Below are 13,632 nucleotides of genomic sequence, written 5' to 3' on the forward strand. Positions count from 1 at the left end.
GAGATAACGGCGCGCCCCACAAGTCCTTGACTGTTGTCACGCACCGCGCGTGCGCGATCGGCCATGTGCGGGGACAGCGACGAGGCGCACAAAAAACCCCGGCGGTTGCCGGGGTTCTTTGCATCGCAACGAGGCGATCGACTACGACTCGACGATCAGGCCGCGACCGTCTCCGCCACCTGGCGGTAGTCCTCGATCTGGTCGAAGTTCATGTAGCGGTAGATCTCCGCACCCTTGGCGTTGATCACGCCGATGTCGGCCATGTATTCCTCGCGGGTCGGGATGCGGCCCAGGCGCGAGCAGATGGCGGCCAGCTCGGCCGAACCCAGGTACACGTTGGTGTTGCGGCCCAGGCGGTTCGGGAAGTTGCGGGTGGACGTGGAGAACACCGTCGCGCCCTCGCGCGCCTGCGCCTGGTTGCCCATGCACAGCGAGCAGCCCGGCATTTCCATGCGCGCGCCGGCCGTGCCGAAGGTGCCGTAGTGGCCTTCCTTGGTCAGTTCGGACGCGTCCATCTTGGTCGGCGGCGCGACCCACAGGCGGGTCGGGATGTCGCGCTTGCCTTCCAGCAGCTTCGCGGCGGCGCGGAAGTGGCCGATGTTGGTCATGCACGAACCGATGAAGACCTCGTCGATCTTCGCGCCGGCGACGTCGGACAGCGTCTTCACGTCGTCCGGGTCGTTCGGGCAGGCCAGGATCGGCTCGACGATTTCGTTGAGGTCGATCTCGATGACCGCCGCGTACTCGGCGTCGGCATCGCCTTCCAGCAGCTGCGGGTTGGCCAGCCAGGCTTCCATGGCCTTGATGCGGCGCGCCAGCGAACGCGGGTCGGCATAACCCTCGGCGATCATCCACTTCAGCAGCGTGATGTTGCTGGTGATGTATTCGATGATCGGCGCCTTGTCCAAATGGACCGTGCAGCCGGCGGCGGAGCGTTCGGCCGAGGCGTCGGACAGTTCGAACGCCTGCTCGACCTTCAGGTGCGGGAGGCCTTCGATCTCCAGGATGCGGCCGGAGAAGATGTTCTTCTTGCCCTGCTTGGCGACCGTCAGCAGACCCTGCTTGATGGCGGCCAGCGGGATCGCGTTGACCAGGTCGCGCAGCGTGACGCCCGGCTGCATCTCACCCTTGAAGCGCACCAGCACCGACTCCGGCATGTCCAGCGGCATCACGCCGGTGGCCGCGGCGAACGCGACCAGGCCCGAACCGGCCGGGAACGAGATGCCCACCGGGAAGCGCGTGTGCGAGTCGCCGCCGGTGCCGACGGTGTCGGGCAGCAGCATGCGGTTGAGCCAGCTGTGGATCACGCCGTCGCCCGGGCGCAGCGCGATGCCGCCACGGTTGCTGATGAACGCCGGCAGCTCGTGGTGCGTCTTGACGTCCACGGGCTTCGGGTACGCGGCGGTGTGGCAGAACGACTGCATCACCAGGTCAGCCGAGAAGCCCAGGCAGGCCAGGTCCTTCAGCTCGTCGCGGGTCATCGGGCCGGTGGTGTCCTGCGAACCCACCGACGTCATCTTCGGCTCGCAGTACGTGCCCGGGCGGATGCCCTTGCCTTCCGGCAGGCCGCAGGCGCGACCGACCATCTTCTGCGCCAGCGAATACCCCTTGCCGGTGTCGGCCGGGTTCTGCGGCAGGCGGAACAGCGTCGAAGCCGGCAGGCCCAGCGCTTCGCGCGCCTTGGCGGTCAGGCCGCGGCCGACGATCAGCGGAATGCGGCCGCCGGCGCGGACTTCGTCGAACAGCACGTCGGACTTCACCGAGAACTCGGCGATCACTTCTCCGTTCTTCAGCGCCTTGCCGTCGTACGGACGCAGCTCGACCACGTCGCCCATGTTCATCTGCGACACGTCGAGTTCGATCGGCAGCGCGCCGGCGTCTTCCATCGTGTTGTAGAAGATCGGCGCGATCTTCGAACCCAGGCACACGCCGCCGAAGCGCTTGTTCGGGATGAACGGAATGTCCTCACCGGTAAACCACAGCACCGAGTTGGTGGCGGACTTGCGGCTGGAACCGGTGCCGACCACGTCGCCGACGTAGGCGACCAGGTGACCCTTGCTCTTCAGCGATTCGATGAAGGCGACCGGGCCGCGCTTGCCGTCTTCTTCCGGTTCGATGCCGTCGCGCTTGTTCTTCAGCATCGCCAGCGCGTGCAGCGGGATGTCCGGACGCGTGGTGGCGTCGGGCGCGGGCGACAGGTCGTCGGTGTTGGTTTCGCCGGTCACCTTGAAGACGGTGATCGTCATCGACTCCGGCACTTCCGGACGGCTGGTGAACCACTCCGCGTCGGCCCAGCTCTGCAGCACGGTCTTGGCGTTCGCGTTGCCCTTCTCCGCCTTTTCCTGCACGTCGTGGAAAGCGTCGAACATCAGCAGCGTGTGCTTGAGCGCATTCGCCGCGACGGTGCCGACTTCGGCGTCGTCCAGCAGCTCCACCAGCGGGTGGATGTTGTAACCGCCGAGCATCGTGCCCAGCAGCTCGGTGGCGCGGGCGCGGGTGATCAGCGCGTTCTTCTCGGTGCCGAAGGCGACAGCCGCGAGGTACGAGGCCTTCACCTTGGCAGCGTCATCGACGCCGGCCGGAACGCGGTTCGTGATCAGGTCGAGCAGGAAGCTTTCCTCGCCCGCCGGCGGAGCTTTCAGCAGTTCGATGACATCGGCGGTCTGCTGCGCGGTCAGCGGCAGCGGCGGGATACCCAGCGCGGCGCGCTCGGCAACGTGGTGGCGGTAGGCTTCCAACATGGTTCTCTCCAGGAAAAACTCAGGCTCTTTGACTTGGTTCGTTCAAGCGACCGTCTTGGGCACGATGATCTTCAGGCCCTTGAAGTAGTCGCGGAAAAACCCGGCATCGCGGGTGATCAGGCCGGCGCACTGCAGCAGCGCGTGGGCCCCGACGATGAAGTCCGGTACGGTGCGCGGGGACATCTGGCCGGCCTGCCCCGTCGCGCGGCGACGCTGGTTGAAGCGGCGCTGCATTTCGCCCGCGCGAATCGCCGAACGGCGCTCCACGGGCAGGTAACGCATCCCCATCTCCTCGACCACGTCCATGATGTCGGTGCCGTGCCCCAGGCCGGCGGTGATCTCGCTGACGACCACGTCGCACAGCACGACGGGGCCCTGCGCCAATGCATCGCGGACGCACTGCTCCGCCGCATCGGCCATGCCAGCGTCCTCGCCGAGCAGGTCGATCAGCACGGACGTATCGATGGCGATGGTGTTGCCGGCCGGCGCGGTCATGGCGTCAGACGTCTACCGGATCGCCCGGGGCGCGGCCGCGCAACTCGCGCATGATGTCGTCGGTGGTCACGCCTTCGGGCAGCTTGAAGCGGCCGCGCGCGCGCGAAATGGCGTCGTCGACGTTCTTGCGCAGGATGATGCGCCCGCCCTCCAGCTCCACCTTGAGGAGGGTGCCCTTGGTCAGGCCCAGCGCGTCGCGGACGGCCTTGGGCAGGGTGATCTGGCCTCGTTCGGCAACGATGGCTTCCACGGGGACCTCCTCGGCACCGACGGATTCGGTATGCACGAATTGTACATACCTGGCGCCACATACTCAATTGCGCATGGTTCTGCAAGCGCCAGGACGCGGGACCTGTTCAGGATGTAGACCATCGTCCGGTCGGCGGATTAACGCGAGCAGCGGATAATCGACCGGTCCCCGAGCCAGACTCGCCATTCAGCCAAGGACCGCCAGGAGCTTCCCCCATGTCCCATGACTCCTTCTCCACCCGCCGCCAGCTCGCCGTGGGCGGACGCAACCTCACCTATTTCAGCCTCCCGGCGCTGGGCGAACGCTTCGATATCGGCCGCCTGCCCTACTCCATGAAGATCCTGCTGGAGAACCTGTTGCGCCATGAGGACGGCGGCGTGACGGTCGGCAAGGAGCACATCGAAGCCGTGGCGAAGTGGGATGCCAAGGCCGAGCCCGACACCGAGATCGCCTTCATGCCCGCGCGCGTGGTGCTGCAGGACTTCACCGGCGTGCCCTGCGTGGTCGATCTGGCGGCGATGCGCGACGCGGTGACCAAGCTCGGCGGCAGCCCGAGCCAGATCAACCCGCTGATTCCGTCGGAGCTGGTGATCGACCATTCCGTGCAGGTGGATGTGTTCGGCACCGCCGACGCGCTGGACCTCAACGGCAAGATCGAGTTCCAGCGCAACATGGAGCGCTACAGCTTCCTGCGCTGGGGCCAGAAGGCGTTCGACAACTTCAAGGTCGTGCCGCCCAACACCGGCATCGTCCACCAGGTGAACCTGGAGAACCTGGCGCGCGTCGTCGTCGAGCGCGACGTCGACGGCGAGCAGCTCGCCTTCCCCGACACCGTGTTCGGCACCGACAGCCACACCACGATGATCAACGGCATCGGCGTGCTGGGATGGGGCGTGGGCGGCATCGAGGCCGAGGCGGCGATGCTCGGCCAGCCCTCGTCGATGCTGATTCCGCAGGTGGTGGGCTTCAAGCTCACCGGCGCGCTGCCGGAAGGCACGACCGCCACGGACCTCGTCCTCACCGTCACGCAGATGCTGCGCAAGCTGGGCGTGGTGGGCAAGTTCGTCGAGTTCTTCGGCGACGGCCTACAGCACCTGCCGCTGGCCGATCGCGCGACCATCGCCAACATGGCGCCCGAATACGGCGCGACCTGCGGCATCTTCCCGATCGACGCCGAATCGCTGACCTACCTGCGCCTGTCGGGCCGCAGCGAGCCGCACATCGCGCTGGTGGAGGCCTACGCGAAGGCGCAGGGCCTGTGGCACGAGCCGGGCGCGCCGGAAGCGCACTACTCCACCACGCTGGAACTGGACCTGGGCGACGTGAAGCCCTCCCTCGCCGGCCCCAAGCGTCCGCAAGACCGCGTGCTGCTGGTCGACGTGAAGCAGAACTACCGCGACAACCTGGGCCCGCTCACCGTCGGCCGCGACAAGCGTTCGCCCGACGTCGCCAACTTCGTCGCCGAAGGCGGCGGCGCGGCGGTCGGCAACGAATCGCTGCACAAGGGCATCTCCGACATCACGATCAACCAGCAGAACGTGCGGCTGAAGGATGGCGCGGTGGTGATCGCGGCGATCACCTCGTGCACCAACACGTCGAACCCGGCGGTGATGCTCGGCGCCGGCCTGCTCGCACGCAACGCGGCGAAGCTGGGGCTGAAGGCCAAGCCGTGGGTGAAGACCTCGCTCGGGCCGGGCTCGCTGGTGGTCACCGATTACCTGCGCAAGGCCGGAGTGCTGGACGACCTAGAAGCGCTCGGCTTCTTCGTCGTGGGCTACGGCTGCACGACGTGCATCGGCAACTCCGGCCCGCTGCCCACGGAAGTCAGCGCCGGCATCGCCACGGGCGATCTGGTCGTCGCCTCCGTGCTGTCGGGCAATCGCAACTTCGAAGGCCGCGTGCATCCCGAAGTGAAGATGAACTACCTCGCTTCGCCGCCGCTGGTGGTGGCCTACGCGATCGCCGGCACGGTGGACATCGACCTCAGCCGCGAGCCGCTGGGCAAGGGCACGAACGGCCAGGACGTGTTCCTGCGCGATGTGTGGCCGACCAACAAGGAAATCGGCGATGTCATCGCCGCGACCGTCGGGCCGGAGCTGTTCGCGCAGAACTACGCGGACGTGTTCAAGGGCGACACGCGCTGGAACGCGATCGCATCGCCGGAAGGCGAGTCGTTCGCGTGGGACGCGTCGTCGACGTACATCAAGAACCCGCCCTACTTCGACGGCATGGGCATGCAGGTCGGTTCGATCGACGACATCTTCGGCGCGCGCGTGCTGGGCCTGTTCGGCGATTCGATCACCACCGACCACATCTCGCCGGCCGGCAACATCAAGAAGGATTCGCCGGCGGGCCGGTTCCTCATCGAGCGCGGCGTGCAGCCGGCGGACTTCAACAGCTACGGCAGCCGTCGCGGCAACGACGACGTGATGGTGCGCGGCACCTTCGCCAACATCCGCATCAAGAACCTGATGTTCGGTGGCGAGGAAGGCGGCAACACGCTGTACTTCGGCAAGGACGGCGCAGCGCCCGAGAAGCTGTCGATCTACGACGCCGCAATGAAGTACAAGGCCGACGGCGTGCCGCTGGTGGTGCTGGCGGGCAAGGAATACGGCACCGGTTCCTCGCGCGACTGGGCGGCCAAGGGCACCAACCTGCTGGGCGTGAAGGCCGTGGTCGCCGAGAGTTTCGAGCGCATCCACCGCTCCAACCTGGTCGGCATGGGCGTGCTGCCGTTGCTGTTCAACGACGGCGAGAACGCGCAGACGCTGGGGCTGGACGGCTCGGAAACCTTCAGCGTGACGGGTTTGAAGGACGGCGAGTCCAAGCGCGCCACGGTGACCGCGACGCGCAAGGACGGCAGCACGGTGTCGTTCGAAGTAAAGGTGATGCTGCTGACGCCCAAGGAAGTGGAGTACTTCCGCCACGGCGGCATCCTGCATTACGTGCTGCGGCAGCTGGCCGCCCGCAAGGCGCTCTGACGCGGGAGCGGCGCAAGCCCGCAACGCTCAAGCCCCTCTCCCGCCGGGAGAGGGGTTGGGGTGAAGGGCAACGAAGAGGCAGCGGTGAACCGCCGTTGCCGCGCGGCGCCGCTCTGTTGTTTCGCGCCATCCGCACGCCCAGGTCGAAATGGATTCCAGCTTTCGCTGGAATGACGGGACGCGAACGGAACGCGCGACAACCTGGGTCCCGGCCTTCGCCGGGATGACGGGATGCACAGGTCGCCGGCATGACCGGAACGGAGTCGCGCCCGCGCAGGACCTTCGCGACGCGTTACAGCTTCGCGTCCCACTCCGCGCTGGTCATCCGCCACTCCCCGTCCACCTCGCGCCAGCCCGTGCGCACGTCGTACAGCCGGGCGGCCTCGGGGAGCAGTTGGCCCGACCCGCCGGTCAGCGCTACGTTGAAGCTCGCGGTCGCGTGGCCGGGCTGCAGTTCGATCGACACCGGGCCGATGTTGGCTCCCACCGCGCCGTACCGCAGGAACATCAGCTGCGCCATGCGGCGCGCGCCGTCGCGGTCCAACGCGCCCGGACCGACGAAATCCTCCGCCAGCACGTCGTCCAACGCCGCGGCGTCCTTCTTTTCGATGGCCGTATGCAGTTCCGCGAGCGTGCCGCGCAGGCGCTCCTCCGGCGGTGTGCGGCCGCAGGCGGCCAGCAACAGCACCAGTCCCGGCACCCACCACAGCGCCATCGCGGCGCGCACCCAGCCCCTTGCCTTCCCCATTCCGATGTCCCCTTGCCACGCGTGAGCGCGTACATCCTGCCACGGGGGTCGGCGCGCGGCGACGCGCCTTGCCAGCCCTCTGGAGCCTATGCTCCAATCGGGCAAACACCGTACGGTGGAGCATCCATGAAATGCGACCGACGGATCTGGAAGGCTGCTTCAACAGCGATGGAGAGGGGATCGCGATGAGTTTCGAACGTCCGTGGCTGGCGCAGTACCCCGAACGGGTTCCGGCGCAGATCGATGTGGATGAATTTCCATCCGTCGTCGCCGTGCTGGAAAGTGCCATCGAGAACTACCGCGACCGCCCCGCGTTCGCCAATCTCGGCAAGACCTACACCTATGCCGAGATTGACCAGCTCAGCGCCCAGTTCGCGGCGTACCTGCTAGGCGAGCTGAAGCTCAAGAAGGGCGATCGCGTCGCGATCATGATGCCCAACTGCCTGCAGTACCCCATCGCGACCTTCGGCGTGCTGCGCGCCGGCCTGACGGTGGTCAACACCAACCCGATGTACACCGCGCGCGAGCTGCGCCACCAGCTGGTGGACTCGGGCGCGAGCGTGATCTTCGTGCTCGACAACTTCGCGCACACCGTGCAGGAAGTGATCGCCGACACGCAGATCAAGCAGGTCGTCACCACCGGCCTGGGCGACATGCTCGGCTTCCCGAAGGGCTCGATCGTCAACTTCGTGCTGAAGTACGTGAAGAAGATGGTGCCCGACTACGACCTGCCGGGCGCGATCCGCTTCCGCGACGCGCTGGCGCTGGGTCAGCGCCACGCGCTGCCCGAGATCGACATCGAGCCGTCCGACATCGCCTTCCTGCAGTACACCGGCGGCACCACGGGCGTGGCCAAGGGCGCGATGCTCACCCATCGCAACATGGTCGCCAACATGCAGCAGGCGGCCGCGTGGGTCGGCACGAACGTGCGGATGGGTGAGGAGATCATCATCACCGCGCTGCCGCTGTACCACATCTTCGCGCTCACGGCGAACGGCCTGGTCTTCATGAAGTTCGGCGGCCTGAACTACATGATCACCAACCCGCGCGACATGAAGGGCTTCGTCAAGGAGCTCAAGGGCGTCAAGTTCACGGCCATCACCGGCGTCAACACGCTCTTCAACGGCCTGCTCAACACGCCTGGCTTCAGCGAGATCGACTTCTCCAGCCTGCACCTCACCCTGGGCGGCGGCATGGCCGTGCAGCGTTCGGTCGCCGAGCGTTGGAAGCAGGTCACCGGCACGACGCTGGTGGAAGCCTACGGCCTCACGGAATCCGCGCCGGCGGCATGCATCAACCCGATGGATCTGGCCGACTACAACGGCGCCATCGGCCTGCCGATCTCCTCCACCGACGCCTGCGTCAAGGACGAAGCCGGCAACATGCTGCCGCAGGGCGAAGTGGGCGAACTGTGCCTGCGCGGCCCGCAGATCATGAAGGGCTACTGGAAGCGTCCGGAGGAAACCGCCGCGGCCATCGACCCCGACGGCTGGCTGCACACCGGCGACATGGCGCGCATGGACGAGAAGGGCTTCTTCTACATCGTCGACCGCAAGAAGGACATGATCCTGGTGTCGGGCTTCAACGTGTATCCCAACGAAGTCGAAGACGTCATCGCGATGATGCCGGGCGTACTGGAAGTGGCTGCCGTCGGTGTGCCGGACGAGAAGTCCGGCGAGGCGGTCAAGGTCGTCATCGTCAAGAAGGATCCGACGCTGACCGCCGAGCAGGTCAAGGCCCATGCCCGCGAGCACCTGACCGGTTACAAGCATCCGCGCTACGTCGAGTTCCGCACGGAACTGCCCAAGACCAACGTCGGCAAGATCCTGCGCCGCGAACTGCGGGACGCTCCGGCGCCTCACTGAACGCCGCCTGCCCGTTTGTCGGACGTTTCATGAAAGCCCCTCCCCTGCGGTGGGGCTTTCTCTTATGGACAGATCGTGCGGTGTAGGATCGGCCGGTGGGCAACACCCCCTGCCGCTCGCTGCCCACTCCCTGCCTGCGGGCGGCTATGCCGAGGACCGCAACATGAGCATGATCGAGAAGCTGCACCGCACGCGCGCCTACCCGACCCTGCGCGTCGAATCCGACCCCGCAGGCGACACGCACTGGATGTACATGCATAACGACCATGCCCAGGGCGCGCGTCCGTGCTTCCGCACGGAACTCATGGACGATATGTGGAGCTTCCTCAACTCGATCACGCTGCGCGAGAACCAGCGCCAGAGCGGTCGCCTGCGCCACGTCGTGCTCGCCTCGAACGCACCGCACGCCTTCAACCTGGGCGGCGACCTGCAACTGTTCTCGCAACTGATCCGCGCCAACGACCGCGAGCACCTGCTGGCCTATGCCCGCCGCTGCGTCGAGGGCGTGCACCACTTCCACACCGGCCTGGGCGGCGACGTTCGTACGGTCGCACTGATCCAGGGCGATGCGCTGGGCGGCGGTCTGGAGCTCGCGCTGTCGTGCCACACCATCGTCGCCGAGGCAGACTGCGAGATGGGACTGCCCGAAGTGCTGTTCGGCCTGTTCCCGGGCATGGGCGCGTATTCCTTCCTGTGCAAGCGCGTGTCGCCGCAGTTGGCCGAACGGCTGATCATGGAAGGCTCGATCCTGCCCAGCCAGGAATGGCACCGCATGGGCGTGGTCGACATCCTGGTGCCGAAGGGCGAAGGCGAGGCCGCGGTGAACGACGTGATCCGCCGCCAGCAGCGAGCTCCGCATGCGCACCTGGCGATGAACGCCGTGCGCGGGATCGCCCAGCCGGTCGGCTACGACGAACTGATGGGCATCACCGAAGTGTGGGTGGACACGGCGCTGGCACTCGGCGACAAGGCACTTCGCACCATGGAGCGCATCGTGCGCGCGCAGGAGCGTCGTTCGGGCACGGAAGCGGCCGCCTGACGGGCGGCCACGGGGGACGGCAGTACCGACGCCGCAGTCGGTCGTAAAACAGGGGACGATCGGGCCGCGATCCGGCCCGAGGATCAGGGAGAGCGCTCGCCTTCGCCGCGCGCGCCACGCTGTCGATCACGCGTTTCCAGCGCCGCCCTGCCCTGCGCAAGCCGCTCGCGCAGACGGGCCAGGTTCGCCGACCAGTCGCGCGCAAGCTGCCAGTCGGGCAGCCGCATCAGCTCACCGCTGATGGCCGCCAGCTTGATCAGGCCAAGGTTGCTGGCCACGCCCTTGAGCGCGTGAGCCTGGTCGCGCATGCGCTCCCAGTCGGCACGCTGCGCGCAGACTTCGATCTGCTGCAGGCACTTGTCGGCATCGACCAGGCATTGCGCGATGAACTCGCGCTCGAAGCCCGCGCCCATGCCGAGCGCACCCAGCTCGTCGAGCACGGACGGATCGAAGTGGCTGTCGCCCGCGAGCGTCGCCTCGGCGCGCGGCGGCGCGACGATGGTGGCCGCGACGCGCTGATTGGCAGCGATGTCCGCCAGCGTGTCGAGCAGTCGCGTGGTCGACACCGGCTTGGACAGGAACGCGCGCGCGCCGGCCTGCTCGCAGGCCTGGATCGATTCGGTGGTGACATCCGCGCTGAGGATCAGCACCGGTGTGCGGCGACCGCTGCCGGCCTCCATCACGCGCAGCTGGCGCAGCAGGTCCAGGCCGCTGACGTCGGGCATGTGCAGATCGGTGATGACCGCGTCGTAGTCCGATGTCGCCAGTGCATTGAGCACTTCCTCGCCGCCTTCGACACAGACCACCCGGTGCCCCGCCTTCTGCAGCAGACGCTGCAAGACCATGCGGTTGGCGATGTGGTCGTCGGCGACGATGATCGAAAGACTGCGCACCCGCGCGCGGTGGCGCAGGAACGGGTCGGAGAACGCGATGACGTTGGGCGCCGTCTCCGATTGCGCGGAGGCGAACGAAACCGTGTCCTCCTCCGCCAATGGCGCGGCCTCGGCGCGCTCGAACGGCAGCTCCACCCAGAAGCAGCTGCCGGGCTCCACCGGTTCGAAACCGATGCTGCCGCCCATTCCTTCCGCCAGGCCCTTGGCGATGGTCGTGCCCAAGCCCGTGCCGCCGTAGCGGCGCGCCAGGCTGACGTCGCCCTGCTCGAACGGCTTGAACAGCCGTTGACGCATGGCCGCGGGCACGCCGATGCCGGTGTCGGTCACGGTGAAGCGCAGGCGCACGCGTTCGGCGCCCGGGTCGACCACGCTCACCTCGACCCGCACCGAGCCCTGGTCGGTGAACTTCACCGCGTTGCCGGCGAGGTTGATCAGGATCTGGCGGACATGGCCGATGTCGCCGCGCAGGAACTCGGGCACGTCGCGGGCGATGGCGACCTCGTACTGCAACTGCTTGGCGCGCGCCTGCGGCTGCAGGATCAGGCTGATGCTGTCCATCAGCTCGCGCGGGGTGAAATCCACGCGGTCCAGCTTGAGCTTGCCGGCCTCGATCGCCGAGATGTCGAGCACGTCTTCGACCAACGAAAGCAGGCTGCGCGTGGAGGCCTGGATCGTGCTGAGGCATTCGCGCTGCTCGCTGTCGAGCCGGGTCGTCGCCAACAGCTCGGACATGCCCGCCAGGCCGTTGAGCGGTGTGCGGAACTCGTGGCTCATGTTGGCCAGGAAGCGGCTCTTCGCTTCGTTCGCGCGGCGGGCTTCGTCCGTCGCCGTCGTCAGCGCGCGCAGCAGGCCCGACAGGTACAGCGGGATCGCCACCAGTCCCAGCAGCAGGCCGACCGCGAGCACGCGGTTGTGCAGCCAGTAGTCGTTGAACGTGACCACCGCGCCGAAGCTGGCGAACGACATCGCCACGGCGCCATACAGATAGCCGTTGCCGAAGCGCAGGCCGTTGCCGACCGTGACCCACATCAGAATCACGTAGACCCACGCCAGCGGCTCGCCGATGTGGATCATCGCCGCGGCCATCAGGCCGTAGTCGGAGATCATGCCGATGATGCGGCGCAGGTGCGATTTGCCCGGCCGCCAGAGGATCCATGCGATGAGGAACGCACCGACCGCGAAGCCGGTCTCCACCATCTTCAGGACGTTGACGTACTCCTTCGACGGCAGCGCGCCGGTGGCGCCGCGCACGAGCATGTAGACCAGCACCACCGACAGAACGGCAAGGCGCACGAAGGCTTGACCGTGTTCACTGTCGGGGCGTCGCGAAAGCTCCTTTTTCAGATTGCTCAAGACGCTCAACATCACGGCTCACTCCAGGCCGGGGCGCGCGGATACCGTCGAGAACCGGTTGCAGATGTCCTCCAGCCGCTCGCGGCTGCGGATCAGCGCGTCGACGCAGCGCGGGTCGAACAGACGACCGCGCTGCGCATACAGGTAACCCAGCGCTGCATCCACGTCCCATGCCTTCTTGTAGGGACGGGGTGAGATCAGCGCATCGAATACGTCGGCAACCGCGACGATCCTTGCTTCCAACGGGATTTCCTCGCCCCGCAGGCCATCGGGATAGCCGCTGCCGTCGTAACGCTCGTGGTGGCGCAGCGCGATCAGTGCGCCGGCCTGGATGAAACGGTTCTGGCTGCCGCTGAGCAGCTCGTAGCCGATGCGCGGATGACGGCGCATCACCGCGGTCTCGTCCTCCGACAGCGGACCGGCCTTCATCAGCACCGCGTCGGGAATGGCGATCTTGCCGATGTCGTGCAGCGGCGCGGCCATCTCGATGACGCGCACCTCGTCCTCGAACATGCCCAGTTGCTCGGCGATCAGCCCGGCGACGTGCGCCATGCGTTCCAGGTAGGCACTGGTGCCGGCGTCGCGGTACTCGATGGCGCGGGCGAGGCGCGAAAGCGTTTCGCGCTCGCGCTCCTCCACTTCATGCATGCTCGACAGCAGGCGCTGCTCCAGCGACAGCGCACGTTGCTTCACGTTCTCCGACTGCTGGCGCAGCTGCAGCAGGTTGCGGCAGCGGGCGCGCAGTTCACGCGGACGGACGGGTTTGACGAGGAAGTCGATGACGCCGGCTTCCAGCGCGGCCTGGCGGATCGGCTCGTCGCCGACCACCGTCACCAGGATGATCGGGATGTCGCGGTGCAGCGGCAGGCGGCGGAAACGGCGGGCGAACTCGAGTCCGTCGAGCGCGGGCATGCGGTAGTCGAGCAGGAGCAGGTCGGGCTGATTGGATTCGCACCAGCCCAGCGCCGCCTCGGGATCGCCGAAGTCGGAAACATGCAGCTCGGACGATATGTCCTCGATGATGTGGCGCAGCATCGTGCGCGCGGAGGTTTGGTCATCGACGATGACGACGTTCACATCATGATTCCGTAAGTGCCGCCACCCCCTGTGGTGGCCATTGAGGGCAGCATACCCCGGCCCGGCGGCAGCCGCAGCCGGGAACCTCCCGGCCTGATGTAGGAATCGGCCGAACGTCGCGTGGTCTTTAGCCGCCCTTCATTGGGCAAAGGCCCCGGTAGCCCGGGTGAGCGCAGCGCACCCGGGGGCT

Annotated in this window: 9 protein-coding genes; 3 read left to right on the forward strand and 6 right to left on the reverse strand. The window is 67.0% G+C overall.

The annotated features are described in order from the left end of the window. Positions 1-155: 155 nt before the first annotated feature. From acnB to JI752_RS17450, 3 genes are read right to left on the reverse strand one after another with little or no spacing between them, the layout of a single operon-like run. Positions 156-2,741 (reverse strand): bifunctional aconitate hydratase 2/2-methylisocitrate dehydratase, encoded by a 2,586-nt coding sequence (gene acnB, locus JI752_RS17440; RefSeq protein WP_216966507.1) that lies wholly within the window; start codon positions 2,739-2,741, stop codon positions 156-158. 42 nt (positions 2,742-2,783) lie between these two features. Then, the gene (locus JI752_RS17445; protein WP_216966509.1) at positions 2,784-3,236 is read right to left on the reverse strand and encodes a type II toxin-antitoxin system VapC family toxin; all 453 of its coding nucleotides are present in this window, start codon (positions 3,234-3,236) and stop codon (positions 2,784-2,786) included. 4 nt (positions 3,237-3,240) lie between these two features. After that, the gene (locus JI752_RS17450) at positions 3,241-3,486 is read right to left on the reverse strand and encodes an AbrB/MazE/SpoVT family DNA-binding domain-containing protein (RefSeq protein ID WP_216966511.1); all 246 of its coding nucleotides are present in this window, start codon (positions 3,484-3,486) and stop codon (positions 3,241-3,243) included. 215 nt (positions 3,487-3,701) lie between these two features. Here JI752_RS17450 and acnA point away from each other — a divergent pair, with 215 nt between their 5' ends. Beyond that, entirely contained in the window at positions 3,702-6,467 is a 2,766-nt protein-coding gene (gene acnA, locus JI752_RS17455) for an aconitate hydratase AcnA (protein ID WP_216966513.1), read from the forward strand. 292 nt (positions 6,468-6,759) lie between these two features. Here acnA and JI752_RS17460 read toward each other — a convergent pair whose 3' ends face one another. Then, a complete protein-coding gene (locus tag JI752_RS17460; protein ID WP_216966515.1) occupies positions 6,760-7,215 on the reverse strand; it encodes a nuclear transport factor 2 family protein in 456 nt (151 codons plus the stop codon). Positions 7,216-7,400: 185 nt separating this feature from the next. On the opposite strand from JI752_RS17460, the gene JI752_RS17465 reads away from it, so the two are divergent. Together JI752_RS17465 and JI752_RS17470 are read left to right on the forward strand one after the other, a co-directional pair. Continuing rightward, the gene (locus JI752_RS17465; protein WP_216966714.1) at positions 7,401-9,080 is read left to right on the forward strand and encodes a long-chain fatty acid--CoA ligase; all 1,680 of its coding nucleotides are present in this window, start codon (positions 7,401-7,403) and stop codon (positions 9,078-9,080) included. Positions 9,081-9,243: 163 nt separating this feature from the next. Then, positions 9,244-10,119, forward strand: coding sequence for a crotonase/enoyl-CoA hydratase family protein (locus tag JI752_RS17470; protein ID WP_216966518.1), 876 nt, complete (start codon positions 9,244-9,246; stop codon positions 10,117-10,119). 83 nt (positions 10,120-10,202) lie between these two features. On the opposite strand, the gene JI752_RS17475 is transcribed toward JI752_RS17470, so the two are convergent. Then, the gene (locus tag JI752_RS17475; protein WP_216966520.1) at positions 10,203-12,377 is read right to left on the reverse strand and encodes a response regulator; all 2,175 of its coding nucleotides are present in this window, start codon (positions 12,375-12,377) and stop codon (positions 10,203-10,205) included. Between the two features lie 6 nt (positions 12,378-12,383). Next, positions 12,384-13,442 carry a two-component system response regulator gene (locus tag JI752_RS17480; protein ID WP_206860708.1) on the reverse strand — a complete coding sequence of 353 codons (1,059 nt, stop codon included), beginning with the start codon at positions 13,440-13,442 and terminating at the stop codon, positions 12,384-12,386. Positions 13,443-13,632: the final 190 nt, after the last annotated feature.

It is taken from the genome of Lysobacter sp. MMG2, assembly GCF_016735495.2.
GTDB lineage: Bacteria > Pseudomonadota > Gammaproteobacteria > Xanthomonadales > Xanthomonadaceae > Lysobacter_J.

What these genes read in the sequence shown, in the direction of transcription:
- acnB (WP_216966507.1), bottom strand. Translation starts at nt 2,741, where the DNA reads ATGTTGGAAGCCTACCGCCACCACGTTGCCGAGCGCGCCGCGCTGGGT.
- JI752_RS17445 (WP_216966509.1), bottom strand. Translation starts at nt 3,236, where the DNA reads ATGACCGCGCCGGCCGGCAACACCATCGCCATCGATACGTCCGTGCTG.
- acnA (WP_216966513.1), top strand. Translation starts at nt 3,702, where the DNA reads ATGTCCCATGACTCCTTCTCCACCCGCCGCCAGCTCGCCGTGGGCGGA.
- JI752_RS17460 (WP_216966515.1), bottom strand. Translation starts at nt 7,215, where the DNA reads ATGGGGAAGGCAAGGGGCTGGGTGCGCGCCGCGATGGCGCTGTGGTGG.
- JI752_RS17465 (WP_216966714.1), top strand. Translation starts at nt 7,401, where the DNA reads ATGAGTTTCGAACGTCCGTGGCTGGCGCAGTACCCCGAACGGGTTCCG.
- JI752_RS17470 (WP_216966518.1), top strand. Translation starts at nt 9,244, where the DNA reads ATGAGCATGATCGAGAAGCTGCACCGCACGCGCGCCTACCCGACCCTG.
- JI752_RS17475 (WP_216966520.1), bottom strand. Translation starts at nt 12,377, where the DNA reads ATGTTGAGCGTCTTGAGCAATCTGAAAAAGGAGCTTTCGCGACGCCCC.